Consider the following 23,254-nt stretch of genomic DNA (forward strand, 5'->3'; position numbering starts at 1 on the left):
TTATCCGTATAGGCTGGGTGAGGTGAGCGACCCTCGACACAACGTGTTCCACCGCCTCGCCGGCAGCCCTCACGTGCGGCGAGTGCTTCTCGACGCCGCGACTGCCGCCCGCCATGCCGACCCCAGCGCCGCCATGACGCACGCTTGGTTATTCACCGGCCCGCCTGGTTCCGGTCGTAGCGTCGCGGCCCTCGCATTCGCCGCCGCACTAGTGTGTGAAAACCCGGCGGAAGTTGGGTGCGGACAATGCACCGGCTGCCGCACCGCCATGGCCGGCACACACGGCGACGTCGTCCACGTCGTACCCCACGAACTCACCATCAGCGTGGACTCGATGCGCGCCATCATCGAAGACGCCGCCCGGTTGCCCACCACCGCCCCGTGGCGCATCGTTATCATCGAGGACGCCGACAGGCTCAGCGACGGAGCGGCGAACGCCCTATTGAAAACCGTGGAGGAGCCGCCCGCCAACACCGTCATCGTCCTCAGCGCCCCGTCCACCGACCCCCGCGATATCGCCATCACCCTACGGTCTCGCTGCCGCCACCTGTACATTCCCACCCCGCCGAAATCGGAAGTCGCCCGCCTCCTCCAAGCTGAAGGCATTCCGCCCGCCGACGCCGAGCTGGCCGCTGCCGCATCCGCAGGTCACATCGGGCGCGCCCGCCACCTCGCCCGCAGTACAGAGGCGCAACGACGCCGCGCCGAGGTACTCAACCTTGCGGCTCTTATCTACCGCGGCGATCTCGCCTTCCGGGAAACCGCCAGCCTGGTCAAAACGATCGAAGACGAGGCCAAACACGCGCTCGAACCGGAGGAAGCCAAAGAGCTCGAAAAACTCAGCGCAGTGCTCGGGGTGGGGGCGCGAGGCAAAGGTACCGCTAAAGCTTTGCGCGGCGTAGCCGGGACCATGAAGGAACTCGAGGAAACCCAAAAGAAACGCCGTACCAGGTTCCTGCGAGATTCCCTCGATCTTGCGCTCATCGATCTCGCAGGTCTCTACCGCGACGCCCTGATGGTTGCCTCCGGCGCGTCCGTTGATTTAGTGCATCCCGACTTTGCGGAACTATCCGAACGCCTCGCAGGGCAAAACAGCCCGCGGGCACTCGTGGAATGCATTGAAGCAATCAACCTCTGCCGCGAAGCGTTCGGCCGAAACGTGCGCCCGGTAGTTGCCATGGACGCCATGGTCGGGCGTATTAGAATCGCATGTCGGGCCAGCTAACAAGCCAGTTATTGGCAACCGCCCACCCTGTGGTATGTTTCTTAGCGGACATCGCACAATAGTGTGCTGCATGCCCGGCCGCCTTAGCTCAGTCGGTAGAGCGCTTCACTCGTAATGAAAAGGTCAGGGGTTCGATTCCCCTAGGCGGCTCCAAGCAATCACGCCTCACCAGTTTTGGTGGGGCGTTTGTTGTGGTGCGCATCGGGGGTCCCGGGTTTCTGGGGTGTGAGGGCGTGGTCGCCGAGGAGGGTGACGAGGGCTGGTACCAGCAGTGGGCGGACAAGGAAGGTGTCGATGAGGATGCCCACCGCCATGGCGAGGCCAAATTGGTAGAGTTCGCGAATCGGCTGGGTCATGAGTACCGCGAAAGTGACGGCGAGGATCAATCCGGCGCTGGAGACCACGCCGAGAGCTGTGAGAAACACGAGGACGTACGCGGCGATTTGGGAGCTGATGCCCTCGTCACCCTGCAGGGTCACTGTGATGAGGGGGGTGAGGCCGAGCGTGGCTAGAAAGGATGTTGCAAGGGTGGCCACGAGGTAGATGGGGGCAAGCCAGGAGCGCAGGAGGATCGCCAAGATTATGCCGATTATTCCGAAGATTAGCGGCAACAATACAACAACGTCGGTGTCAATGGTGCGCTTGATGTCGGCGTTGTCGGCGGTCACTCCGGCGGCTGCGACGTGAATGTCGTCCCCGGCGATGCGTTGTGCTTCGTCGGTGATGCGGGGTAGGGATTCGATTGCTTCCAATGAGTATGGGTCTGTATTAAGGACCACGGTGACGCCGCCGGTGACTGTGATGATTGCGGGTAGTGCGTCGGCGTCCGGGAATGTTTCCCGCAGGGTTTCCGCGGCTTGGGAGGAGCTAGCGGCGGGCAGGGCCCCATTGTTGCCGGCCGAGCGGACGTCGCTGAGCGGCGGTGCGCTGAACCAGAGGGCGACGATGAGTAAAGCCCAAGCCACCACTGTGCAGAGCGCGCGCTAGGGCGAGGGGATATCCCGGATGGTTTCCAAGACTTTCAGGCGGCGCTCGAGGTTGATCAGGGCGCCAGCTTCGGCGTCGATCAGCCGGGTGATGAGCACCACTACATCCTCGACAGTTTCCTCTGTGTGGGAGAACCGGCGTACGGAGTCAGCGACGTCAGCGAGGTACTTTTTCGTCGCCTCGAACTCGCGGAGCGTTCCAGTATTTAAGTCCTCGACCACGTGAATAAGTTTGTCAATCTCGCGCGCTGATTGAGAATTCACGATGCATCAGCTCCTCAAAGTCTCGGGAGGTTGTGCCTTTGAGAATAGTCGCACCGCGGCCCCGGCAACAGGGGCGCTACCGACGCAACAATCGCACAAACAACCCAAGTTCGACGAGCACCGCAACAATGAGTAACGTCGCAGCGTCGCTCACCTGCGCCGCCCACGCGCCTACGGCGTGCTGCACCTGCTCCTGCGTCGCCGTGGACGTCAATGTGGGCAAGGTGGACGTGCCGTGCGTGGTCAAAAACAATACCCCGATGGCCACAAACAGCACGCCCGCAATCATATTCACGGGGTGTAATCGCAGCGGCCCGATGTGTCGTGCCGGGGCGTGCAGCCACGGACGTTGCGCAATCTGCAGTCGATCCCACAGCAGCGCCAGCACAAACAACGGTACGGTCATGCCCAGTGCGTAAAGCCCCATAATCAACGCGCCGTAGACGGGGCTACTGCCAACCAACGCGGTGGTAAGTACCGCGCCGAGCAGCGGGCCCGCGCAGAATCCCGCGAAGCCGTACACGGCGCCAAGCAGCAGCACCGACACCCACCCCGAGCCGCCGAACCGTTGCGAAAGCCGCGACAACCCAGGCACTTGGAAGCCGAACCCACAGAACGTGTACACGCCGAGGGCGATCAATACCGCGCCGCCGACAGCGATGAGCGTGTCCCGGTGCACCGTTACCAGATTGCCGACGCCGCCGATGCCGACGCCCAAAGGCACCATCACCGCCGCCAGCCCGCAGAAAAACACCGCGGTGCGCGCGATCAATTGCCGCTTGGAGCGGAATGCGTAAGCGAAAAATGCTGGCAACAGGAGGGCGGAACAGGGGCTGAGCAGCGCAAGCACGCCGGCGAAAAACGCGCCGAGAAAACCTACCGAAATCATGGGGCGGCAACCTCGCCGCGGGCAACCTTATCTAATTCCTCGGCGATGGCCTGGTGGAACACCTCCGCGGGTTGGGCACCCGAAATGAAACGGGTGCCTACCACGAAGCCGGGAGTGCCGTTGACGCCAATACCTGCGGCGTAGTCACGTGCGCCTTCCACTGCTGCGGTAAAGGTGGCGTCCGTGGCCTGCTTGCGGAACCGTTCTAGGTCCGGCACGTTCGCTTGCTCAGCGAACTTCATGAAATCGTCGATGGTGAAGTTCGGATGCCCAGAAATATCTTTCGATGCTGTATACAGCGCCTTTTTAAACTCCCGGAACTTGCCCTGCGCGGCTGCCGCACGGCCCGCTTGCGCGGCGGCAATGGCGTTCGGGCCATTGACCGGCAAATCATTCCACTCCATGCGTACCAAACCCTTCTCCACGTACTGCTCTAGGATTTCGTGTTCGGTGGTGTTGGCAAAGCGTGAGCAGAACGGGCACTCAAAATCCGAGAACTCGGAGATGACTACCGGGGCATCCAGCGGGCCGATAGCAAACGGGTCCTTAGCATTGCGGCGATGCACCTTGAGAATGTCATCTTGGGATTGCAGGTCCCCGCCGGGGCCATAGATGGTCGCATCATATGTGCCATCCGCGGCGGCTGTGGCGGTGGTGGGACCCTTGCCCGGCTCTGGCACCTTGAGTTTCTGCGTGGCTTGCCGGTCGCCGGCGGGTTGCTGGCTGCCGGCTGCGGTAGTGGCGGAACCCGCCGCGCCGCCGCTGCGTTCCCCGAGGACGTAGCCGCCGAGCCCGGCGATAATCACCAGTCCCGCCAGGAATGCCCACATCGTTTTACTGACATGCTGAAATTGGGAACTCACAGGGGATTGCACTCCTTGGGGGATATCGAAACGACCAGCGGGCTACAGCAAATCCGGGTCGTCCTCTGGGCGGATCGCGTTGCGCAGCGCAATAGCGCGGGCGAGCCGGGCGTAGCGTAGCTCTTGCTCACGGAATCGTACATAGGCGCTAATTGTGGTGAACATGAAGGCCACCACAAGGCCGTAAAGAAGCAGGTCAGTGCCGCGCGAGACGCCCACCATGTTCGCCACCACCGTGAGATCATCCGGGCGGATCACCGCCCATACCGCGACGATGATAAACAGCAAAAAGCCTAGCTTTACACCCGCCTTGGCGCGCGCCTTGCGGCGGTTGCCCAGGAAGTACAGCACCAAAAAGGCGGTGGCGAGCAGGAGTAGGACCTGCATAATAATCGTGCTGGTCATGGCAGCCTCCTAGCGACAAAACCATCCGCAAGGATGTTCACGCCGTTGATCAGTGATTGGCCCTTGCTCATGGAATACTCGGTGTACAAAATATCCACCGGTTGCTCCGCCACCCGCCATTTGCGTTCGTCGATTTGGGCGACGAACTCGCTGGCATGGCTCATGCCATTCATTCGAATATTTAGTTCATCTGCCACCTTGCGGTTAAACACACGCAGGCCGTTATGGGCGTCGGTAAGCCCCAGCCGGCGAGTACGCGGGGACAGCAACACCACGGTGCGCAGCACCAGGCGTTTTATCCACGGCACTTGGTCGCCGGGAGCGCGTGGGCGGCCGAAACGCGTGCCCACAATAATGTCCTTGTCTTCGGTGCGCAGCCGCTCCAACATTGCCACCACGTCTTTTACTTGGTGTTGGCCGTCCGCATCAAAGGTGACAAAGTAGGCGGCCCCCGGTTGCGAGCGGGCATACTCCACGCCTGTTTGAATTGCCGCGCCTTGGCCCAAATTCACGGGGTGATTCACAAGGTGCGCACCGGCGGCATGAATTCGCGCCGCAGAATCGTCTGAGGAGCCGTCATTGACCCCGACGATATTTGGAAATGTTTTCCGAGCATTGCGGATAACATCTTCGATCACCGCGCCTTCATTGAAGCAGGGGATGACAAGCCAGGTGTCCTGGTAGTTTGAGGCAGTGGAATGCATGATGTTCCTCATGCTAACCCATTGCGGGAAATTACCGGTGAAAGAGCCGCCTATACACTCGGTCTAGCGTTCGCGTAGGTAATAGTCGGTATCCCGTACGAAGCCCTAGATTTACCCAGGAACGCGGCCGTGAAACCAACCCATAGCGCACTAAGTTTCGCTGCATTTGGCGTTCTGCGGCGAACATTCCTTTTCCGGTTCGACGTTTTGTTTGCGTTGCCGAAGTGCGGAAATACGTCAACGGTTCCGTGAGGTTATGAAAACGTGAACCTTGCGCGAGAAGCCGGGCAAAGAGATCATAATCCTCCATATGGTGCACATCCTGGTACCCGCCCGCGCGTTCCACCGCGGCGCGGCGCATCATGACGCTCGGATGGTTGACCGGGCTGTTGAGTTTGGCGTAACGCGCGATCTCCTCATGGTTCGCAGGCAGCGTGCGAATGCCCTTAATGTTCGAGGTGGATTCCTCGAATTCCGCCATTGCGGTACCCACAACATCCACGCCGGGGTGCGCCGCAAGGTAGGCGAGTTGGCGCTCGAAGCGTTCGGGGTGGGCGATGTCGTCGGCGTCGAGACGCGCAACGAACTCGGTGCTGATCGTGGCAAGGCCCGCGGCGGCTGCAGGCCCCGCGCCTAGGTTCTGATCGAGGCGTACCACGCGCGCGCCGGAGTCTCCGATAATGCTTTCCAGCGCGTGCGGCAATGGGCCGTCCGCCACCACCACGAGGTCGTCCGCGGGGCTCGTTTGCGCCGTTAAGCTGTTTAAACACGCCGAAAGTTCCGCGGGGGAAATGCGGTGATACACGGTAACCAAAGCAGCGAGCGACATGGTTCAAAAGTGTAGCGCGTGCGCCGAGCAACGCCTATTGACAGCACACTGTCAACGTGACACGATGCAGCCCACACCTATCGACGCCGCGCACGACCGCGCCCAACACTACCGGAGGTTACCTCTTGTCACACGAACGAAAGATCGGGTTGTACGTCACCGACACGATGGCCGATTGGGAATACGCCTACCTGACCACCCAAATCGCAGAGGCCGAGCAGTGCAAACCAGGCCGGTTTAGCCTCGAATTCGTCGGCGACGCGCCCGTGCGTTCGTTGGGTGGGTTGTATGTTGCTCCAACCATGACCATCTCCCAAGGCAATAACCTAGACGCGTTGATCATCCCCGGCGCTTCCACCTACCACGCCGGCCACGAGGACCTAGCCGAACTCGTAGGCACGCTGCTTGGGCGGGACGTGCCGGTGGCGGCAATTTGCGGCGCCACCTTCTTCCTCGCCCGCAATGGGTGGCTGGACGAGCGCAAACACACCTCCAACGTGTTGGAATATCTACAGAGCAGCGGCTATGCAGGCAGCGAAAACTACGTGGATGAGGCGGTGGTGACAGACCGCGGCGTGACCACCGCCGGAGGCATACACCCCGTGCAATTTACCGCCGAGGTGATGCGCGTGATTGGCCTGTACCCGCAAGCCATCATCGATTCTTGGGAGCAGCTGTACCTCACCGGCGAAAGCGAGCATTACGCAACCATGATGAAGGCCTTCGATGACTGGCAGCATACGTAACGACGATGCCCTCAACTCACTGGTGGCGCCAGTTATAGAACTCCACGCCGAATTCGTCCAGGCTGCCCGGGTGATCAGTGGCCCGCACAGCCTCACCCCGGCGCAATGGCAGGTGCTCGGCGCCATCGTGGAACAACCGTACCCAGTCGCGGAAATCGCCCGGACTATCGGACTCGGCCTGGCTCGACAAAGCGTGCAGCGCGTTGCCGATGACCTCGTGGCACGCGGTTGGGCGTACTGGCGGAACAACCCAAAACACCGCAAAGCGAAACTTTTGGTACCTACCCCGCGCGGCGCGGCCGCGGTGTCGGACATGCGCCGCGATTACCATGATTGGGCGTTGCGTGTTGGTGCAGCGATCGGCGCGGATCAGCTTGCCGAATTCCAACACATAGTCGAAACCTTGGTGGCGGCTTCCCAGGACTTCCGTGCAGACTACAGCGCACCCACCGACGGTTGATGGTGGCGGCGCGACAACGCCGCGGCGAGGTGGAGCGATACCCCTGATAGGGGTCCCACCGTGAGCGCTAGGCACACTCGCCACACCAGATCCAGCGGCAGCAGCAGCGCGGCGAAGGCGACCGCCGTGGCCAGCACCCATCCCAGCAGGTAGATGCGGTGGCGTTCATTGGCCAACATGGCTGTGCCGGTGATTATCAGTGCCCCCGTGCATGCCGACGCCATGGTCAGTACCGCAAGAATATTCCCCGGCACGAACATGTCTTCGCGGAAAAACAGGCGCATGAGCCACGGCCCGATCAGCCATGCGGCAGCCGCGCCGACCAGCCCCACACCGAAGACCGCCGCGAGCGGTTGCGCCAGCGCCTTTGGCTGCCGCATGAAGCGCACAATGAGTGCCGATTGGAAGCGTTGCAGTGGCACGAGGATTGGCGCGCGCGTCAGCGTAATGGCCATGATGATGCCGCCGAGGGTGACCGCAGCGCCCGCTGAGGTTTCTGAAGTGCCTTTCACCAGCGTGGGAAAACCAGTGATCAGTGCGGCCGACGCCCCCGTGGCGGTCATGGTTGCCGCCACTCGCCGCGCAAACAGCCGGGGGTTGACATCCGTGGGTTGGCGCAGCGCTTCCCGCGCGCTTTTCGACACCGCGAGCACCACCACCCAGCTCGCGGCGCCGATTACGGTGACCACAATGAACACCAGCAAGCCCCAGCCGAACCACCAAGCGAGGATCACCAGTGCTAGCCGTACCCCGGAATCAAGCGCCACCAGCCACGCGTAGTGCTTCCACAATTGCATTGCGGACAGTGCGCCGCTGAGCACCGCTTGGTAGGTATAGCTCACCAGGCCCAATGCCATGAGCCCGACCGCCACCGGATGGTAGGAACTCAACAACAATACGATCCACACTGGGCCAGTTGCCACCACCAGCGCGGCCGTGACCAGCGCCAGTACGGTACCCAATCGGAGCGGTCGAGCGGTGCCTGTCGGGTTGGAGCGCCCCGCGCCGACCGCGCGGGTGGTTTCCTGCATGAGGCCATCCAGCAACCCCGTCAACGCGAAAAACAGTCCCCAATAGGCGGCGAATTCGGCGGTGAGCCGTTCCCCCAACGCCCACGAGGCCACAATCAGCAGCACAAAGCCAGACGCCGCCGCGAACACGGTAGCGAAGCTTAGAAATTTCATGCGCGAGCCTCGGGGAACGGGGGCAATTCCAGCCGATACAACCACGCCTGCCACAACGCATGGAACTCCGTAAGGGGAATGCGCTCCTCCGCGCACGCAATTTCGCACGCCAGCCGCAAGTCCATCGGCTCCACCACACCATAGCTGCCGGCGGCGACGTAGCGTCGCACCATGCGGAAGAAGGCGGCGTCGCCAAGCAAACAACGGATGGCGTGCACGGTCAAAGCGCCACGCTTATACACGCGGTCGTCGAACATGAGGCGCGGGCCGGGATCCGCAAGCAGGAGGTCCTTGGGCAGGCGGCGCAAAATATCGTAGTGGTGCCGGGCTGGAAAATCTCCGGTAGTACGTTCGAACCATAGCCATTCCGCGTAGCAGGCGAACCCCTCGTTGAGCCAAATATCGTTCCATTGCGCCAAGCCCAAGGAATTCCCAAACCACTGGTGGCTGAGCTCGTGGGCGATCAGCCGCTCCCACTTCCCATTGGCGTGATTACGGCCGAAAATGGAAAGCTCTTGAGCTTCCAGGGGGATCTCAAGGTCATCTTCGGTGAGCACAATGCTGTACCGGTGAAACGGGTACGGGCCAAAAAGTTCGCAAAACAGTTCCAGCATGCGGAGCTGCCCGACGAAGGCGCGTGTGAAGTCGCCGCGCGCCCCCCGCGGCAGGTACGCCACCACGGGCACCGGTTGCGCCGCCAGCGTCACCTGCTCAAATTCTCCCACCAGCACGGTGGCGAGGTAGCTGGCCATGGCGTGCGAAGACCGGTAATGCCAGGTCGTGCGAGACCCGTGCCTGCGTTTACCCACCAGCGCCCCATTGGCCACCACCGTGTATGGATTATCGCAGGTCACCACGATATCGTAGAAAGCCTTTTCGTCCGGGGTGTCGTCGCACGGGAACCAGCTGGGTGCCCCGTTGGGTTGGCTGGCAACCAGCGAGCCATTTTCCAGCTCCTCCCAACCGAGCGTGCCCCATTGGGTGCGCACCGCAGTGGGTTTCCCGGAATAACTAATGTGCAGCACAAATTCTTGGTCGACCGGGATTGGCGTGGCAAAGATAATCCGCAGCTTGCCGTGCGATTGCGCAAAGCGCTTCACCTGAATGTTTACTCCGGCAGTGCCTTGGGCCACCACCTGCGATACCCGCAGCTGCGGCACCAGATCCAAGGTGAGCTCCCGCAGCGGCACATAATTGTCCATGCTGAGCGACGCCGTGCCCTGCAGGTAATTCGAATTCACCCGGTATTGCAACGCCAGGCCATAGTGGCGCACGTGGAACCCCAAGTTGAAGTAGACGCCGGTGTAGGAGTCCCGCACGCCGGGGATTGGTGTTGAACGCAGCCGTTTCATTCCGTGAAGCCTCCCGAAACGCTTTCCAAATGTTCGACGAGCCAGGCGGCCACGATCGACTCCACGCGGGCCGTCTGCGCATTGTCGGCAGCCCCCGCATGCCCACCTTCAATGTTCTCCACATAGTCCACGGGCTGCCCGGCGTCCCCCAACGCCGCGGCGAAGAGGCGTGCGTGGGCGGGGTGGACGCGGTCGTCGCGAGTTGAAGTAGTGATCAACACCGGTGGGTACGGGCGCTGCGCGCGTGGAACCACCTGGTGGAGTGGGGAATACCGTTCCAGCACCGCCCGCTCCTGTGGATTGTCAGGGTCTCCGTACTCCGCCATCCAGCTCGCCCCGGCCAGCCACGTGTGATAGCGCAACATATCAGTGAGCGGGACCTGGGACACCGCCGCCCCCAGCGCCTCCGGGTAGCGGGTCAGCGCCACCGCGGACAATAAGCCACCGTTGGAGCCACCGCGAATGCCGATCTGCGCGCTGGTGCTCAACCCGCGCGCCGCAAGGTCCTCGAGCACCGCACGGTGATCTTCAAAAACCTTTTCGCGCTGCGTTTTGGTGACCGTCCGATGCCACTCCGGCCCGAATTCCCCGCCCCCGCGCAAATTCGCCTGCACATACAGGTTGCCGCGCTCCAGCCACAGGCCGCGGATAGCGGAGTAACCGGGCAGCAACGGCACCTCAAACCCGCCGTAGGCATACACCAACGCCGGAACCGGGCTTGCAGAAGGCCGGCCCACCACAAAATACGGGATGCGCGTACCGTCTGCCGACGTCGCCCAATACTGGTGCGTTTCCACCCCGCGAGCGTCGAAAAGCTCGGGGGCCTGGCGGACGGGCTGCCACGTTGCGGGGTCTGCGGCGTCGCCAAGCACGAGCGTCGTGGGCTGCGTAAACGAACTCCAGTACAGCCACAGCTCATTATCCCGCAGCGGCGACGAATCAATCACCTCAACCGAAGCTAACTCCGGCACCGGCAACGACTCCTCCTCCCAACACCCAAGCCGGAACCGCAACAACCGCGACGCCACCGTATCCAACAGCGACACCACCACAAAATCCTTGGTAAACCGCAGCTTCCCCAAGGAACACGAAGCCGACGGCGTCACCAACGGCCGGAGGCGCGCCGCACCGGCCATAAATTCCGCGAACTTCACCACGCCTAACCCCCCGGCAGCAATCCCCTGAAACTCCCGCCGCGGCGCCACAAACAACCACTCCCGATGCAGCCACACCTCCGCATCTTCCGGTACATCAACCTTGGACAACCCCTGCGCTCCGGTAGCTACAAACACCTCGCTCCGGTAAAAATCCAACGCCCGCTGCACCACAATACGCTCCCAACCAGGCGTATTATCCGACCACGCGCCCACCGCGACATCCGAACGTTCCCCGGCGAAAAACAACTCCGCTTCCGCCAGCGGAACCCCCCGACGCCACACATACACCCGCGCCGGGTAACCCGAATCTGTCAGCGAACCTTCACCCATGTCGGTGCTCACCAACAAGGTGTCCTGGTCCACCCAGCTCACATCCGATTTCGCCTCCGGTAAAACAAACGCATCCTCCGTAACAAACTCGCCGGAGACAAGATCAAACTCCCGCAACACCGACGCATCCGCTCCGCCGCGCGACAGGCGCACCAACGCCCGATCATACGAAGGAGACAGCACGTGGGCGCCCTTCCACACCCAAGGTTCGTCCTCCGCTGCTGCGAGCGCGTCTAGGTCAACCAGCACCTGCCAATTCGGCGCGCCAGCCGCATAACTCTCTGGATCCGAAGCACGCCATAGGCCTCGCGGATGTTCCGCATCGCGCCAGAAATTAAACAAGCGTTCCCCGCGGCGTATCGGGAATGGGATGCGATCATCTGTGTCAAGAATTTCCCGAATTCGCCGTTCAAAATTCCCCCGCAATGGGCGCGCATCAAGCGCCGACACCGTGCGCTGCGTTTCCGCCTCGGCCCACGCCAGCACATCAGGATGCTCAACCTCAATCATCGCCTCGGCGGGAGGGTGCGGGGATGCGGTTTGTTTGGCGTGCGGGGTGGGGCGTGGCGCGGGAGACGTCATAAACTTAGTAGTGTACGCCTTGGCCGTTGCGGGCCGTGAGCCTACCAGCCGTATTGTGGGGTTCGGTGGGATATTGGCTCACGCGCCGTATGGGTTGGTCCGTGGCTGGATGCGCGGCGCATAGTGCGCTAGACACACAAAACTCCCCGCCTGTTGATGGAGATCAACGTGCGGGGAGCGGGGTGCCGGTGGGGCGTTGAAAGCCTCAGCCTGGCATCGAATTACTTATTGAACGCGCGCTCAAACGTGGGCCACGAAGTGCGCAGGTCCTCTTCCCAATAACCCCAAGAGTGAGTGCCGGTGGGGCGGAACTTGAAGTCGCCGGGGACGCCGACCTGATCCATCTTTGCCTTCAGGTCGTGGGTGCACTGGTTCGTAGCGGCTTCGATGGCGCCGCCTAGGATCTTCACGTTTGCCTGTGCGATCGAGTTGTTGTTCAACCGTGGGTTGGACAACATGTCGTACTCGCCGGACATGCCGGAGCCGTTAGATACGTACACCTCGGTGCCGCGCAACTTCTCGGCATTGATCAGGGCGTCGTTGTAGTGCCACAGCTCGGTGCCCAGCGGGCCCCACATTTGCTCACGGTTCACATTCCCGCGCTTGAGGGTCTCATCCAAGTACCACACGGCGGTGCCACGCGAAGTAGCAGCACAACCGGAGTAGGAGCCCACAGCGTCATAGAAGCCTTGCTGGTGCTGCGCGTACAACAAGGAGGTGGTGCCCGTCATGGACATGCCGACGATGGCGCGCTTGTTGTTCGCCTTCAGGTAGCTTTCGATCGGGCCGGGTAGCTCCTTGGTAAGGAACGTCTCCCACATTTGCTTGCCGCCGAGTTCCGGAACCTCGGAAACCCAGTCGGTGTAGTAGGAGAATTTGCCGGACATTGGCATGACCACGTTGACGTTCTTCTCGCGGTAGAAGTCAACGACATCGGTTTGCATGATCCAGTTGGCAATGCCCTCGCCGCCGTCGGCGCCGTTCAACAGATAGATCGTTGGGCGATCCGCATCTTTGGCGGGGATGACCACGAATGGGACATCGCGCTGCATCGACGGGGAGAACGCCCAAATTTCGCGGACATCGTCACGGCCGGCGACCTTCTGGCGCCACGTCGGCTCTGGAACATCCGTGCGGGCATTCGGGTTGATGGTGGCGAGCGGGATGTCACCAGCAACTTGAGCAGGGGTCAACTCGGCGGCGGTAGCGGAACCAACGGACGCCAAGGCGGCTGCGGCCATGGCGAATGCGGTTACCGGGGCGGCAAGACGGCGCGCTAGGTTCATGATGCTTCTTTCTGCGTTTCTGCGTGCGGGGCTACTATCTACAAGCCTTCAACAAGCAATGCAACGGTTTCAGTTCACACTACGTTAACATTGTTGCGAAGTTATTTCGCCCTCGCGTGCCAAAAATTTAGGTATCTGGGGCGGCGTCAACGGTCGTTCGGCGGGGGAACCTATCAGATTGGGCGCAGTAGGATTGCCGCCCGTATGTTTGGAAGCGTTTTCGCTGCAAGGCGGATGTTTAGAAGATTTTCTAACACATGTTTGGGCGGGTTCTGGAGCCGTGATGAGGGGTATTGCGGGTGGTGCAGCCACAATGAGTGATTTGTCTCATTGCACGGTGAATTGTGAGAAATTTGCGTACTGCATGCCCCTTCGGATGGGCTGGCGGGAGGATGCTGAGAGATTGTTAGCTTAAGGCTTCCCAAGACTGCTTGGCTGTGCGAATGGGCCGCACGTACCGGCGGTGTGGAAAATGAAGAAAATTGCGCTCAGCAGGGCTGTAGGCGTGCAGCCATGGCAGCACGCCCGCGGCAGATGAGATACAAAAGACCCCCGAGGCCTCGCCGCTTCCGTGCGGGAGGTTCGGGGGTTTTGGTCTAGCGCGAAGAGCTAGTTATTGAAGCCGCGCTCCAGGGTCGGCCAAGAAGTGCGGAGATCCTCCTGCCAGTACCCCCAAGAGTGGGTGCCGGTGGGGCGGAACTTGAAGTCGCCGGGGACGCCGACCTGATCCATCTTTGCCTTCAGGTCGTGGGTGCACTGGTTCGTAGCGGCTTCGATGGCGCCGCCTAGGATCTTCACGTTTGCCTGTGCGATCGAGTTGTTGTTCAACCGTGGGTTGGACAACATGTCGTACTCGCCGGACATGCCGGAGCCGTTAGATACGTACACCTCGGTGCCGCGCAACTTCTCGGCATTGATCAGGGCGTCGTTGTAGTGCCACAGCGGAGTGCCCAGCGGGCCCCACATCTGGGTGTGGTCCATGCCGCCGCGCTTGAGCACTTCGTCTACCCACGCGACCTGGACGCCGCGAGAGGTGCCTGCGCAGCCGGAGAAGGAGCCCACGGCGTCGTAAAACCCGGGGTTGTGTTCCGCATACAGCAGGGAGGTCGTGCCCGTCATGGACATGCCGATGATCGCGCGGTCATTGTTAGCCTTCAGGTAGCCCTCGATGGGACCCGGAAGCTCCTTTGTGAGGAATGTCTCCCACATTTGTTTGCCGCCGAGGCGGGCGGGCTCGGTCACCCAGTCCGTGTAGTAGGAAAGCTCGCCAGACATGGGAATTACCACGTTGACGTTTTTCTCGCGGTAGAAGTCAATCACGTCGGTCTGCATGATCCAGTTAGCGGTACCCTCGCCGCCATCAGCACCGTTGAGAAGGTAAATCGTCGGGCGGTTTTCCTCGTGTGCGGGAATGATCACGAACGGGACGTCACGCTGCATCGAAGGGGAGAAGGCCCAAATCTCGCGGGCGTCCTCGCGGCCAGCAATCTTTTCGCGGAACTTAGGTGCCTCAACATCGGTGCGGGCGCTGGGATTAATTGTTGCTAATGGTGTGTCGCCAGCAACTTGGGCGGGTGTAAGCTCCGCTGCCATCGTGGGGCTGGCGGTGGCCACCGCGGCAAAAGCCAAGGTCAAGGCCGTAGCTGGCGCGACAAGGCGACGCACAAAGGACATAATTTTCCCTTCTAATTGCTGAGATTGCAGCACTGAACCTTATTGGTTCATAGCAGTTGCTATATCCGAAAGAGTGGCTTCTACGTTAACATCTGATGGCAGTATGTTTCCGGCCACGTTGGGAGCATCCAAACTACTACCACGGATTGGAGATCAACCAATGAACATTATTGAGCAGATTCAGCTCGCGATTAACTCGGCCCTTGGCAATCTTTCCCATGCAGGTTCTTCAGGTGTGAGCTGGATTCTTGCCGCATTCCGGTTGCTCTAAGGTTCCATAAGGTTTCGTGTGGATCTGGGTTAAGGTTCGGCTCCTTCGCTCGGAAACTGCACCCCTGTAAAGCACCCCCATCGTTGTGTAACAACGCGATGCGGGGTGCTTTCTTTGGTTCAGCGGCGAACGCGACGACAAATAAAGGTGCACCACGTATTCTTGGACCCGTGACTGAACATTTTGACGTTGTTGTACTTGGCGCGGGCCCTGGTGGATACGTGTCCGCTATTCGAGCTTCCCAACTCGGCTTGAAGGTCGCGGTTGTGGAAAAACAGTATTGGGGCGGTGTGTGCCTCAACATTGGCTGCATTCCGTCGAAGGCGCTCCTGAAGAACGCTGAACTAGCACATACTTTCAATCATGAGGCGAAGTTGTTCGGTATTTCCGGCGACGTCTCCTTCGATTTTGGTGTCGCCCACGACCGCTCCCGGAAAGTTTCCGCGGGCATTGTCAAGGGTGTGCACTACTTGATGAAGAAGAACAAGATCACCGAGTTTGACGGCTTCGGTGTGTTCAAGGACGCCAAGAGCCTGGAAGTTACCGAAGGTAAAGACGCCGGCAAGACCATTACCTTTGATAACTGCATCATCGCTACCGGCTCCGTCGTGCGCTCATTGCCGGGCGTGGAGCTGTCCGGCAATGTGGTGTCCTTCGAAGAGCAGATCCTGTCGCGGGAGCTGCCGGATTCCATGGTGATTGTCGGCGCGGGTGCCATTGGTATGGAATTTGCCTATGTGCTGTCCAATTATGGCGTGGACGTCACCATCGTGGAGTTCATGGACCGCGTCCTTCCGAACGAGGATGCGGATGTGTCCAAGGAGATTGCTAAGCAGTACAAGAAGCTTGGCGTGAAGCTGCTCACCGGCTACAAGACCACCGCGGTGCGGGATAACGGTGATGTTGTTGAGGTGGACGTAGAGTCCAAGGACGGTTCCAAGACGGAGACGCTGAAGGTGGATCGCGTGATGATCTCCATCGGCTTCGCTCCCCGCGTGGAGGGCTACGGCTTGGAGAACACGGGCGTGAAGCTCACCGATCGCGGCGCGATTGATATTGATGAGCGGATGCGCACCAACGTGCCTGGTATCTACGCTATCGGCGATGTCACCGCGAAGTTGCAGCTGGCGCACGTGGCGGAGGCCCAGGGTGTTGTCGCGGCTGAAACGATTGCCGATGCGGAGACTATGGAGCTGGGCGACTACATGATGATGCCGCGCGCCACGTTCTGTAATCCGCAGGTGGCGTCCTTCGGCTATACCGAAGAGAAGGCTCGGGAAATGGCGGCTGCCGACGGCCGCGAGATTAAGGTGGCTACCTTCCCCTTCTCCGCCAACGGTAAGGCGCAGGGTCTGGGCGAGTCCGCTGGTTTTGTCAAGATCGTTGCCGACGCCGAGTTCGGCGAGCTGCTCGGAGCGCACATGGTCGGCTCCAACGTGTCCGAATTGCTGCCTGAGCTCACGCTCGCGCAGAAGTTCGATCTGACGGCGGAGGAAATCGGCCGAAATGTGCACACTCACCCGACCCTCTCGGAGGCGATGAAGGAAGCCGCCGAAGGTATTTGTGGTCACATGATCAACTTCTAGTGCAGGTCAATTTCTTGCACTAGGACAACGTCTTCGTCATGGCCGCAGCGCGAACGCCTCGAGGTTTCCCCACCCCGCGATGTCCAATCCGGGAGGGAGACCCGTGTTCGCTGTGTGTGCCGGGTGCGACGGGGCCCCAGGATTGTCAGCTGGTTGCCCTCGTCCGCGACGATCCTGAGCTGCGCGAATTGCAATCACAGATGCGACGGAAGCGGCGCGACGGTTAGTACGGCGCGATGGTTGAGCGGTGGGCGTCGATAGTAATGGTGCGGTGGACGGGCGGGAAGGCTCGTTGCGCGCAATTTTCCCGCGTGCAGACGCGGCAACCGGCACCGATGGGGGTGGCGCCGGTGAAGTTTTCTAAATCCATGCCCTGGGAATAGACCGTACGTTCGGCATGACGCGCTTCGCACCCCAGTCCGATGGCAAACAGTTTGCCGGGCTCGTTGTAGCGCCCCCGGTGATGCCGCACGGTGCGGGCAACCCAAAGGTAGTTGCGGCCGTCGGGCATCTGCGTCATTTGCCGCATAATCTGCCCCGGATTAGTGAAGGTTTCGTACACATTCCAGAGCGGGCAAGTTCCGCCAGAATGTGTGAAATGGAACCCCGTGGCGGATTGCCGTTTGGACATGTTGCCCGCGCGATCCACGCGCACAAACGTAAACGGAATGCCGCGGAGCTTCGGCCGCTGCAGCGTGGAGAGGCGGTGGCAAATCGTCTCATACCCCACGCCAAAAATCTGCGTGAGGTACTCAATGTCGTACCGCGAGGTTTCCGACGCCGCATGAAATTGCTGGTAGGGCAGCATGAGCGCCGCCGCGTAGTAGGACGCCAGCCCGCGCAATGCGAGCGTGCGCGACTCTGGCGAGGTAAACGACGTTTCGTTAAGGATCGCTTCCATGACGCTACCTACCTCGAGATAGCTGAGCTCGGCGGCCATCCGAAAGGACTTTTGGCCTGGGTTGAGCCGGGTGCTGAGGGTAAGCGTCCGCGTGTCCGGATTGAAGTGGTGCAGCGTGCCCTCAATTGAACGCGAATTCGAAATTGAGACGCCGTGGCGTTGTAGGCGCTGGGTAATCGCATCCTCGGTGGCGCGAATATCATAGGGGCCCAGCATCATCGTTTCCGCGAGGTCTTCGGCGGCCGTATCCAGCGGGTCTAGATAATTTTGGCGTGCGTAGAAGAAATCCCGCACTTCCTCGTGCGGCATTGCCAGCGCCTGCGCGCTCGAACTCGGCGCGTCCGGGGTGGGGGAGTGTCGGGTATCCGTGGCGAGGGAAAGCTTGTCGCGTACGTTGCGGTAGCGCCGGTGCATGTCCACCATGGCGCGCGCCAGGGTTGGGTGGTTGTACACCATTTCGGATATTTCTTGGAGCTCTACCGTGGTCGGGCAGATTTCCTTATCCAAGACCACATCTTGGACTTCGGCGAGCAGCCGAGAATCGTCGTCGCGGGAAAAGAACGTTGCGTCCACGCCGAAGGCTTCGGTGATGCGCAGCAGCACTGGAACGGTAAGGGGTCGAACGTCATGTTCGATTTGGTTGACGTAGCTTGCTGAAAGGCCCAAGGTTGCTGCAAGTGAGGCTTGGCTCAAGTCGCGTTCGCGGCGCAGCTGCCGCAATCGAGAGCCAACATAGGTCTTTCCCATGCCGGCAACTATAGTCGTGGCTTACACATTGTTGCATCCTTAACTACAGAAGCTGTGAAGCTGTGTATCTTTGCAAAGAACCCGCCGTTGTCCTGCGGTAGCGGTGATTGTACGGCGTTGGCAGTGGATTCGATGAGGGGCTAACAATGCGAATCTGACAGGCTTGAGGCGGTAAGAAAACGCCCGTATCAACCGTTTGGTTGAATCCAGATGGGGGCAGGGGTGTGGGGGTGTCAAAAGCGGATTGTTTACGCAACGGAAGTGTTGATTTATTGAAGTATTTTCCCGATTGCGCTTGTCGCGGGCGTGCGCTTGACACTGGAATGTTCGCACAAAAAGGTGAGCCTACCCTAAAGCTGCCAAAGGTTGTCAAAATCGTTACTGTGACGTGCGCCACAGGGGCTGTTGTCAGGTGGAAAGGCCAGCTCAGAACGCCGTAAGGTAAGTACGACACTGGAGGTGCCATGACTGTTAAATATGACGACCGTGATGCTCTTGCGCACGGCAAAATCACTGAAAAGCCGCTGCGTGAGCGGCCCAAATTCCCGACATGGGCACTGAAGCTGACCATGGCCATCACTGGCCTGATCTTCGGCGGCTTCGTATTGGTTCACATGATCGGTAACTTGAAGATCTTCATGCCCATGCATGATGGTGTTCATCACATTGACGAGTACGGCGAGTTCCTGCGCACTGTCGGCGAACCCCTGGTTCCGCGCGAAGGTGTGCTGTGGATCTTCCGTCTGGTTCTGCTTGCCGCTCTGATTCTGCACGTGTACGGCGCGTTCGCACTGACCGGCCGTGCGCATCAATCGCGCGGTAAGTTCCGCCGCACCAACCTGATGGGCGGCCTGAACAGCTTTGCCACCCAGACCATGATTGTAAGTGGCCTGGTGCTGCTGCTGTTCATCATTTTCCACATTTTGGACCTGACCTTGGGTGTTGCGCCCGCAGCTCCAGCCGCATTCGAACACGGCGCGGTGTACGCAAACATGGTGGCCAGTTTCAGCCGCTGGCCCGTGGCAATCTTCTACATCATTGCCATGCTGGTCCTGTTCTTGCACCTTTCCCACGGCATCTGGGTCGCGGTGAGCGACTTGGGTATTACCGGTAAGCGCTGGCGGGCAGTGTTGCTGTTCGTCTCGTACCTGGTCCCTGCCGCTGTGATGGTCGGCAATATCACTATTCCCCTGTCCATCGCCCTCGGCTGGATCGGCTAGGAGAAACCTATGAGCACTCACTCTGAAGCAATTGCCCAGCCCGAATTCAAAGCTCCGGCTTCTGTCGTAGCAGGTGTTTCCATTGGCCGCGTGCTGGATGATCACGCGCCGAAGGGCGTCCCCTCGAAGGACGCTTGGGAGTGGCAAAAAGACCACTACAACTTGGTCTCCCCGCTGAACCGTCGTAAGTTCCGCATCCTCGTGATCGGCACCGGTTTGTCCGGCGGTGGCGCTGCTGCCGCGCTTGGCGAGCTCGGCTACGACGTCAAAGCGTTCACCTACCACGATGCCCCTCGCCGCGCGCACTCCATTGCCGCGCAGGGTGGCGTGAACTCCGCCCGCGGTAAAAAGGTGGATAACGACGGCGCGTACCGCCACGTCAAAGACACCGTGAAGGGCGGCGACTACCGCTGCCGTGAGGTGGACTGTTGGCGTCTTGCCTATGAATCTGTTCGCGTCATCGACCACATGAACGCCATCGGTGCCCCGTTCGCTCGCGAATATGGCGGCACGCTGGCCACCCGTTCCTTCGGTGGTGTGCAGGTGTCTCGCACCTACTACACCCGTGGCCAAACGGGTCAGCAGCTGCAGCTTTCCGCTGCGGCCGCGTTGCAGCGCCAGATTCACTTGGGGTCCGTGGAAATTTTCACCCACAACGAGATGGTGGATCTCATCGTCTCCGAAATCGACGGCAAGAAGGTGTGCCAGGGCGCAGTTATGCGCAACCTGATCACCGGCGAGATTAAGGCGCACACCGGCCACGCTGTGATTCTTGCTACCGGCGGTTACGGCAACGTGTACTACATGTCCACGCTGGCGAAGAACTCGAATGCTTCCGCAATTATGCGCGCCTACGACCAAGGTGCCTACATGGCGTCGCCGTCGTTCATTCAGTTCCACCCGACCGGCTTGCCGGTGAACTCCGAGTGGCAGTCCAAGACCATTCTGATGTCGGAGTCCCTGCGCAACGACGGCCGCATTTGGTCGCCGAAGGAGCCCAAGGACGACCGCGACCCCAACACCATTCCGGAGGATGAGCGCGACTACTTCTTGGAGCGTCGCTACCCGGCTTTCGGTAACTTGGTGCCTCGCGACGTCGCGTCCCGCGCCATCTCCCAGCAAATTAACGCTGGCCTCGGTGTTGGTCCGCTGCACAACTCCGCCTACCTGGACTTCCGCGACTCCATCGAACGTTTGGGTAAGGACACCATCAAGGAGCGCTACTCCAACCTCTTCCAAATGTACGAAGAGGCCATTGGTGAAGATCCCTACACCACCCCGATGCGTATCGCCCCGACCTGCCACTTCACCATGGGTGGCTTGTGGACCGACTTCAACGAAATGACCTCCATCGACGGTCTGTTCGCGGCCGGTGAGGCATCCTGGACCTACCACGGCGCAAACCGCTTGGGCGCGAACTCGCTGCTCTCCGCATCCGTGGATGGTTGGTTCACCTTGCCGTTCTCCGTGCCGAACTATCTCGGCCCGCTGCTCGGTTCCGAACGGCTACCTGAAGACGCCCCCGCAGCCGTCGCAGCTGTTGAGCGCGCGCAAGCTCGCATCAACAAGTTGATGAGCATCAACGGCAACCACGGTCCGGAGTACTTCCACCGCCAGCTCGGTGACATCCTGTACTTCTCCTGTGGTGTGGCCCGCAACGTCACCGACCTTGCTTCCGGCATTGAGAAGATCCGCGAACTGCGGAAAGCCTTCTGGTCCGACCTGCGCATCACCGGTGACAAGGAAGAGATGAACCAGGTCCTCGAGTACGCCAACCGCGTCGCCGACTACATTGAGCTCGGCGAATTGATGTGCGTTGACGCCCTCGACCGCGACGAATCCTGTGGTGCTCACTTCCGTGACGACCACCTCTCTGAAGAAGGCGAAGCGGAGCGCGACGACGAAAACTGGTGCTTCGTCTCCGCTTGGGAGCCCGCCGGTGAGAACAAGTTCATCCGCCACGCAGAGCCGCTCTACTTCGAAGCGATCCCGCTGCAGACAAGGAACTACAAGTAATGAAACTGCATCTTGAGATCTGGCGTCAGGCCGGACCGACCACCGAGGGACACTTCGAGAGCATCGACGTGGACGATGCTGTCGCACAGATGTCCATTCTCGAGCTCCTTGACCACGTCAATGAAGGGCTCATCGAATCCGGCAAAGAACCGTTCGCATTCGCCTCCGACTGCCGTGAAGGCATTTGCGGCACCTGTGGCTTGAACGTCAACGGCCGTCCCCACGGCCCGGAACAGAACAAGCCATCCTGCCAGCAGCGCCTGGTGAACTACAACGATGGCGACACCTTGAAGATCGAGCCCATGCGCTCCGCCGCATACCCGGTGATCAAGGACATGATTGTGGACCGCTCCGCTTTGGACCGCGTCATGCAACAAGGTGGCTACGTGTCCATCAACGCAGGTACCGCCCCCGATGCGGACACCCTGCACATGAACCACCAGACCGCTGAACTGGCGCTCGACCACGCAGCTTGCATCGGTTGTGGCGCTTGCGTCGCTGCATGCCCGAACGGTGCCGCACACCTGTTCACCGGTGCAAAGCTTGTTCACCTCTCGCTGATGCCCCTAGGCAAAGAGGAGCGCGGCAAGCGCGCCCGCAAGATGGTGGACGAGGTGGAAACCAACTTCGGACCGTGCTCGCTGTTCGGTGAGTGTGCCGACGTTTGCCCCGCAGGTATCCCCCTTACGGCGGTAGCTGCGATCAACAAGGAGCGGGCCCGTGCGGCTTTCTCCGCGAAGGACAACTAAGCTGTAGCTAACTCTACGGTGTATTACGAAAGGCACGATCAGCATGTCTGACGCACACGCGCTGCCCGCGCGGGAAGACCAAACCTTCCGCGTGTTCGAAGGCGAACCGCACTACATTGACGGATACGTACCGTCGAGCCTGGATTCTCAGCACTCCTCGCTCCTGCGCGCCTCCACCTGGATTGGTATGGGCGTTGTCCTCGCAGCAGTGGCCGGTGTAGGTACGCTCATTTTCGGGCTTGCCACCCAGTCCGTTGGTAGCCAAGCCGACTCCGGGTTCTTCACCGTACTCGGCACGATCATGACCATTGTGTTCTTGGTTGTTGGCTTCGGACTCATCCACTATGGGCGCCGCCACTATCGCGCCTATGTGGCTGCTACCGGTCGCAAGCACTAAAACGAGGGCTACCCCAACGGGTGTGCGCTTCGGCAGCGTACCCAGTGGGTGGCCCTAGCGGTCAGGTTCCCGCCGTACCCGACGGGAACCAGGCACCTCCACGCAACCGCCGCCTCATGCTCCTCCACCAAGGACATGGGGCGGCGGTTGTATTTCTTTCGCCCGAAATGGACCTTGATGCGAAATGCCGCCGGGAGTAAATGTGCAGTGGATCCGTCAAAGTATGTCGGAAGTGACCATGGGTGCCATAGAAAACAAGGCTGCATAGTTTGCACCAGCAGCATGAACCGCAGGTAGCAGCAGTCCTGCTAACGCCTTGAAGCTCGCTAGCCTTTCAAAACGTTGCCTTGGAGTTGCGTAATACTCCGTTGTGTTCCCTTTTGCCACGTTTGTGTTGGTGGTGTTTGGTGTGGCTGTGAATTGTTGGGTGT

23 protein-coding genes and 1 tRNA gene are annotated in these 23,254 nt (G+C 60.4%); 10 read left to right on the forward strand and 14 right to left on the reverse strand.

Translation table 11 applies throughout. The annotated features are described in order from the left end of the window. The first annotated feature begins 43 nt into the window (after positions 1-43). Together Q4D83_RS10945 and Q4D83_RS10950 are read left to right on the forward strand one after the other, a co-directional pair. Positions 44-1,225: a DNA polymerase III subunit delta' gene (locus Q4D83_RS10945; protein WP_303175369.1), complete on the forward strand. Its 1,182-nt coding sequence runs from the start codon at positions 44-46 to the stop codon at positions 1,223-1,225. 77 nt (positions 1,226-1,302) lie between these two features. Next, a tRNA-Thr gene (locus Q4D83_RS10950) sits at positions 1,303-1,378 on the forward strand. Between the two features lie 5 nt (positions 1,379-1,383). On the opposite strand, the gene Q4D83_RS10955 is transcribed toward Q4D83_RS10950, so the two are convergent. The 7 genes from Q4D83_RS10955 to Q4D83_RS10985 all read right to left on the reverse strand — a co-directional run bounded on the left by Q4D83_RS10955 (position 1,384) and on the right by Q4D83_RS10985 (position 6,165). Further along, on the reverse strand, positions 1,384-2,190 hold the full coding sequence (locus Q4D83_RS10955; RefSeq protein ID WP_303175336.1) for an MMPL family transporter: 807 nt from the start codon (positions 2,188-2,190) through the stop codon (positions 1,384-1,386). Between the two features lie 18 nt (positions 2,191-2,208). Beyond that, positions 2,209-2,475 (reverse strand): hypothetical protein, encoded by a 267-nt coding sequence (locus Q4D83_RS10960; RefSeq protein ID WP_303175337.1) that lies wholly within the window; start codon positions 2,473-2,475, stop codon positions 2,209-2,211. A 76-nt stretch (positions 2,476-2,551) separates the two neighbouring features. After that, on the reverse strand, positions 2,552-3,364 hold the full coding sequence (locus Q4D83_RS10965) for a cytochrome c biogenesis CcdA family protein (RefSeq protein WP_303175338.1): 813 nt from the start codon (positions 3,362-3,364) through the stop codon (positions 2,552-2,554). Then, on the reverse strand, positions 3,361-4,194 hold the full coding sequence (locus tag Q4D83_RS10970) for a thioredoxin domain-containing protein (protein WP_303175370.1): 834 nt from the start codon (positions 4,192-4,194) through the stop codon (positions 3,361-3,363). The genes Q4D83_RS10965 and Q4D83_RS10970 overlap by 4 nt, the downstream gene beginning before the upstream one ends. Positions 4,195-4,269: 75 nt before the next feature. Then, positions 4,270-4,632 carry a DUF2304 domain-containing protein gene (locus tag Q4D83_RS10975; protein WP_303175339.1) on the reverse strand — a complete coding sequence of 121 codons (363 nt, stop codon included), beginning with the start codon at positions 4,630-4,632 and terminating at the stop codon, positions 4,270-4,272. Further along, on the reverse strand, positions 4,629-5,336 hold the full coding sequence (locus tag Q4D83_RS10980; RefSeq protein WP_303175340.1) for a glycosyltransferase family 2 protein: 708 nt from the start codon (positions 5,334-5,336) through the stop codon (positions 4,629-4,631). Before Q4D83_RS10980 ends, Q4D83_RS10975 begins: the two co-directional genes overlap by 4 nt. A gap of 31 nt (positions 5,337-5,367) precedes the next feature. After that, positions 5,368-6,165 carry a glycosyltransferase gene (locus Q4D83_RS10985; protein ID WP_303175341.1) on the reverse strand — a complete coding sequence of 266 codons (798 nt, stop codon included), beginning with the start codon at positions 6,163-6,165 and terminating at the stop codon, positions 5,368-5,370. 125 nt (positions 6,166-6,290) lie between these two features. On the opposite strand from Q4D83_RS10985, the gene Q4D83_RS10990 reads away from it, so the two are divergent. Together Q4D83_RS10990 and Q4D83_RS10995 are read left to right on the forward strand one after the other, a co-directional pair. Next, positions 6,291-6,911, forward strand: a complete 621-nt coding sequence (locus tag Q4D83_RS10990; protein ID WP_303175342.1) for a DJ-1/PfpI family protein — start codon at positions 6,291-6,293, stop codon at positions 6,909-6,911. Continuing rightward, positions 6,892-7,371: a MarR family winged helix-turn-helix transcriptional regulator gene (locus tag Q4D83_RS10995; RefSeq protein ID WP_303175343.1), complete on the forward strand. Its 480-nt coding sequence runs from the start codon at positions 6,892-6,894 to the stop codon at positions 7,369-7,371. The genes Q4D83_RS10990 and Q4D83_RS10995 overlap by 20 nt, the downstream gene beginning before the upstream one ends. Here the strand turns inward: Q4D83_RS10995 and Q4D83_RS11000 are convergent. The 5 genes from Q4D83_RS11000 to Q4D83_RS11020 form a co-directional block, all read right to left on the reverse strand. Next, the gene (locus tag Q4D83_RS11000) at positions 7,347-8,555 is read right to left on the reverse strand and encodes a hypothetical protein (RefSeq protein WP_303175344.1); all 1,209 of its coding nucleotides are present in this window, start codon (positions 8,553-8,555) and stop codon (positions 7,347-7,349) included. The two genes, Q4D83_RS10995 and Q4D83_RS11000, sit on opposite strands and share 25 nt — an antisense overlap. Continuing rightward, entirely contained in the window at positions 8,552-9,907 is a 1,356-nt protein-coding gene (locus Q4D83_RS11005; RefSeq protein ID WP_303175345.1) for a M1 family metallopeptidase, read from the reverse strand. The genes Q4D83_RS11000 and Q4D83_RS11005 overlap by 4 nt, the downstream gene beginning before the upstream one ends. Further along, positions 9,904-11,904 carry a prolyl oligopeptidase family protein gene (locus Q4D83_RS11010; protein WP_303175371.1) on the reverse strand — a complete coding sequence of 667 codons (2,001 nt, stop codon included), beginning with the start codon at positions 11,902-11,904 and terminating at the stop codon, positions 9,904-9,906. The genes Q4D83_RS11005 and Q4D83_RS11010 overlap by 4 nt, the downstream gene beginning before the upstream one ends. Before the next feature lie 293 nt (positions 11,905-12,197). Further along, positions 12,198-13,262: an alpha/beta hydrolase family protein gene (locus Q4D83_RS11015; protein ID WP_303175346.1), complete on the reverse strand. Its 1,065-nt coding sequence runs from the start codon at positions 13,260-13,262 to the stop codon at positions 12,198-12,200. Between the two features lie 609 nt (positions 13,263-13,871). After that, on the reverse strand, positions 13,872-14,936 hold the full coding sequence (locus tag Q4D83_RS11020) for an alpha/beta hydrolase family protein (RefSeq protein ID WP_303175347.1): 1,065 nt from the start codon (positions 14,934-14,936) through the stop codon (positions 13,872-13,874). Between the two features lie 441 nt (positions 14,937-15,377). Between Q4D83_RS11020 and lpdA the strand changes: the two genes are divergently transcribed. Together lpdA and Q4D83_RS12070 are read left to right on the forward strand one after the other, a co-directional pair. Beyond that, positions 15,378-16,793: a dihydrolipoyl dehydrogenase gene (gene lpdA, locus Q4D83_RS11025; protein ID WP_303175348.1), complete on the forward strand. Its 1,416-nt coding sequence runs from the start codon at positions 15,378-15,380 to the stop codon at positions 16,791-16,793. A gap of 38 nt (positions 16,794-16,831) precedes the next feature. Continuing rightward, a complete protein-coding gene (locus Q4D83_RS12070) occupies positions 16,832-17,020 on the forward strand; it encodes a DUF6767 domain-containing protein (RefSeq protein ID WP_368502215.1) in 189 nt (62 codons plus the stop codon). Here Q4D83_RS12070 and ramB read toward each other — a convergent pair. Beyond that, a complete protein-coding gene (ramB, locus tag Q4D83_RS11030; RefSeq protein ID WP_303175349.1) occupies positions 17,017-18,441 on the reverse strand; it encodes an acetate metabolism transcriptional regulator RamB in 1,425 nt (474 codons plus the stop codon). The genes Q4D83_RS12070 and ramB overlap by 4 nt on opposite strands. A gap of 464 nt (positions 18,442-18,905) precedes the next feature. On the opposite strand from ramB, the gene Q4D83_RS11035 reads away from it, so the two are divergent. The 4 genes from Q4D83_RS11035 to Q4D83_RS11050 are packed head-to-tail and all read left to right on the forward strand — an operon-like array spanning position 18,906 to position 22,823. Next, the gene (locus Q4D83_RS11035; RefSeq protein ID WP_303175350.1) at positions 18,906-19,661 is read left to right on the forward strand and encodes a succinate dehydrogenase cytochrome b subunit; all 756 of its coding nucleotides are present in this window, start codon (positions 18,906-18,908) and stop codon (positions 19,659-19,661) included. A 9-nt stretch (positions 19,662-19,670) separates the two neighbouring features. Then, entirely contained in the window at positions 19,671-21,677 is a 2,007-nt protein-coding gene (locus tag Q4D83_RS11040) for a fumarate reductase/succinate dehydrogenase flavoprotein subunit (protein WP_303175351.1), read from the forward strand. Further along, complete coding sequence (locus Q4D83_RS11045) at positions 21,677-22,426, forward strand: succinate dehydrogenase/fumarate reductase iron-sulfur subunit (protein WP_303175352.1); 750 nt, start codon at positions 21,677-21,679, stop codon at positions 22,424-22,426. Before Q4D83_RS11040 ends, Q4D83_RS11045 begins: the two co-directional genes overlap by 1 nt. A 43-nt stretch (positions 22,427-22,469) precedes the next feature. After that, positions 22,470-22,823, forward strand: a complete 354-nt coding sequence (locus Q4D83_RS11050; protein ID WP_303175353.1) for a hypothetical protein — start codon at positions 22,470-22,472, stop codon at positions 22,821-22,823. Between the two features lie 216 nt (positions 22,824-23,039). On the opposite strand, the gene Q4D83_RS11055 is transcribed toward Q4D83_RS11050, so the two are convergent. Further along, a partial coding sequence (locus Q4D83_RS11055) for a hypothetical protein (protein WP_303175354.1) occupies positions 23,040-23,254 on the reverse strand: 215 nt, incomplete at its 5' end.

The sequence above is a fragment of the Corynebacterium sp. genome (genome assembly GCF_030532715.1).
In the GTDB taxonomy this organism is placed as follows: Bacteria; Actinomycetota; Actinomycetes; order Mycobacteriales; family Mycobacteriaceae; genus Corynebacterium.

Bases quoted from the DNA above. Each gene is read 5' to 3' on its own strand.
- Q4D83_RS10965 (WP_303175338.1), bottom strand. From the start codon at position 3,364: ATGATTTCGGTAGGTTTTCTCGGCGCGTTTTTCGCCGGCGTGCTTGCG.
- Q4D83_RS10970 (WP_303175370.1), bottom strand. From the start codon at position 4,194: ATGTGGGCATTCCTGGCGGGACTGGTGATTATCGCCGGGCTCGGCGGC.
- Q4D83_RS10975 (WP_303175339.1), bottom strand. From the start codon at position 4,632: ATGACCAGCACGATTATTATGCAGGTCCTACTCCTGCTCGCCACCGCC.
- Q4D83_RS10980 (WP_303175340.1), bottom strand. From the start codon at position 5,336: ATGCATTCCACTGCCTCAAACTACCAGGACACCTGGCTTGTCATCCCC.
- Q4D83_RS10985 (WP_303175341.1), bottom strand. From the start codon at position 6,165: ATGTCGCTCGCTGCTTTGGTTACCGTGTATCACCGCATTTCCCCCGCG.
- Q4D83_RS10995 (WP_303175343.1), top strand. From the start codon at position 6,892: ATGACTGGCAGCATACGTAACGACGATGCCCTCAACTCACTGGTGGCG.
- Q4D83_RS11000 (WP_303175344.1), bottom strand. From the start codon at position 8,555: ATGAAATTTCTAAGCTTCGCTACCGTGTTCGCGGCGGCGTCTGGCTTT.
- Q4D83_RS11005 (WP_303175345.1), bottom strand. From the start codon at position 9,907: ATGAAACGGCTGCGTTCAACACCAATCCCCGGCGTGCGGGACTCCTAC.
- Q4D83_RS11010 (WP_303175371.1), bottom strand. From the start codon at position 11,904: ATGATTGAGGTTGAGCATCCTGATGTGCTGGCGTGGGCCGAGGCGGAA.
- Q4D83_RS11015 (WP_303175346.1), bottom strand. From the start codon at position 13,262: ATGAACCTAGCGCGCCGTCTTGCCGCCCCGGTAACCGCATTCGCCATG.
- Q4D83_RS11020 (WP_303175347.1), bottom strand. From the start codon at position 14,936: ATGTCCTTTGTGCGTCGCCTTGTCGCGCCAGCTACGGCCTTGACCTTG.
- Q4D83_RS12070 (WP_368502215.1), top strand. From the start codon at position 16,832: ATGGCCGCAGCGCGAACGCCTCGAGGTTTCCCCACCCCGCGATGTCCA.
- ramB (WP_303175349.1), bottom strand. From the start codon at position 18,441: ATGGGAAAGACCTATGTTGGCTCTCGATTGCGGCAGCTGCGCCGCGAA.
- Q4D83_RS11035 (WP_303175350.1), top strand. From the start codon at position 18,906: ATGACTGTTAAATATGACGACCGTGATGCTCTTGCGCACGGCAAAATC.
- Q4D83_RS11040 (WP_303175351.1), top strand. From the start codon at position 19,671: ATGAGCACTCACTCTGAAGCAATTGCCCAGCCCGAATTCAAAGCTCCG.
- Q4D83_RS11045 (WP_303175352.1), top strand. From the start codon at position 21,677: ATGAAACTGCATCTTGAGATCTGGCGTCAGGCCGGACCGACCACCGAG.
- Q4D83_RS11050 (WP_303175353.1), top strand. From the start codon at position 22,470: ATGTCTGACGCACACGCGCTGCCCGCGCGGGAAGACCAAACCTTCCGC.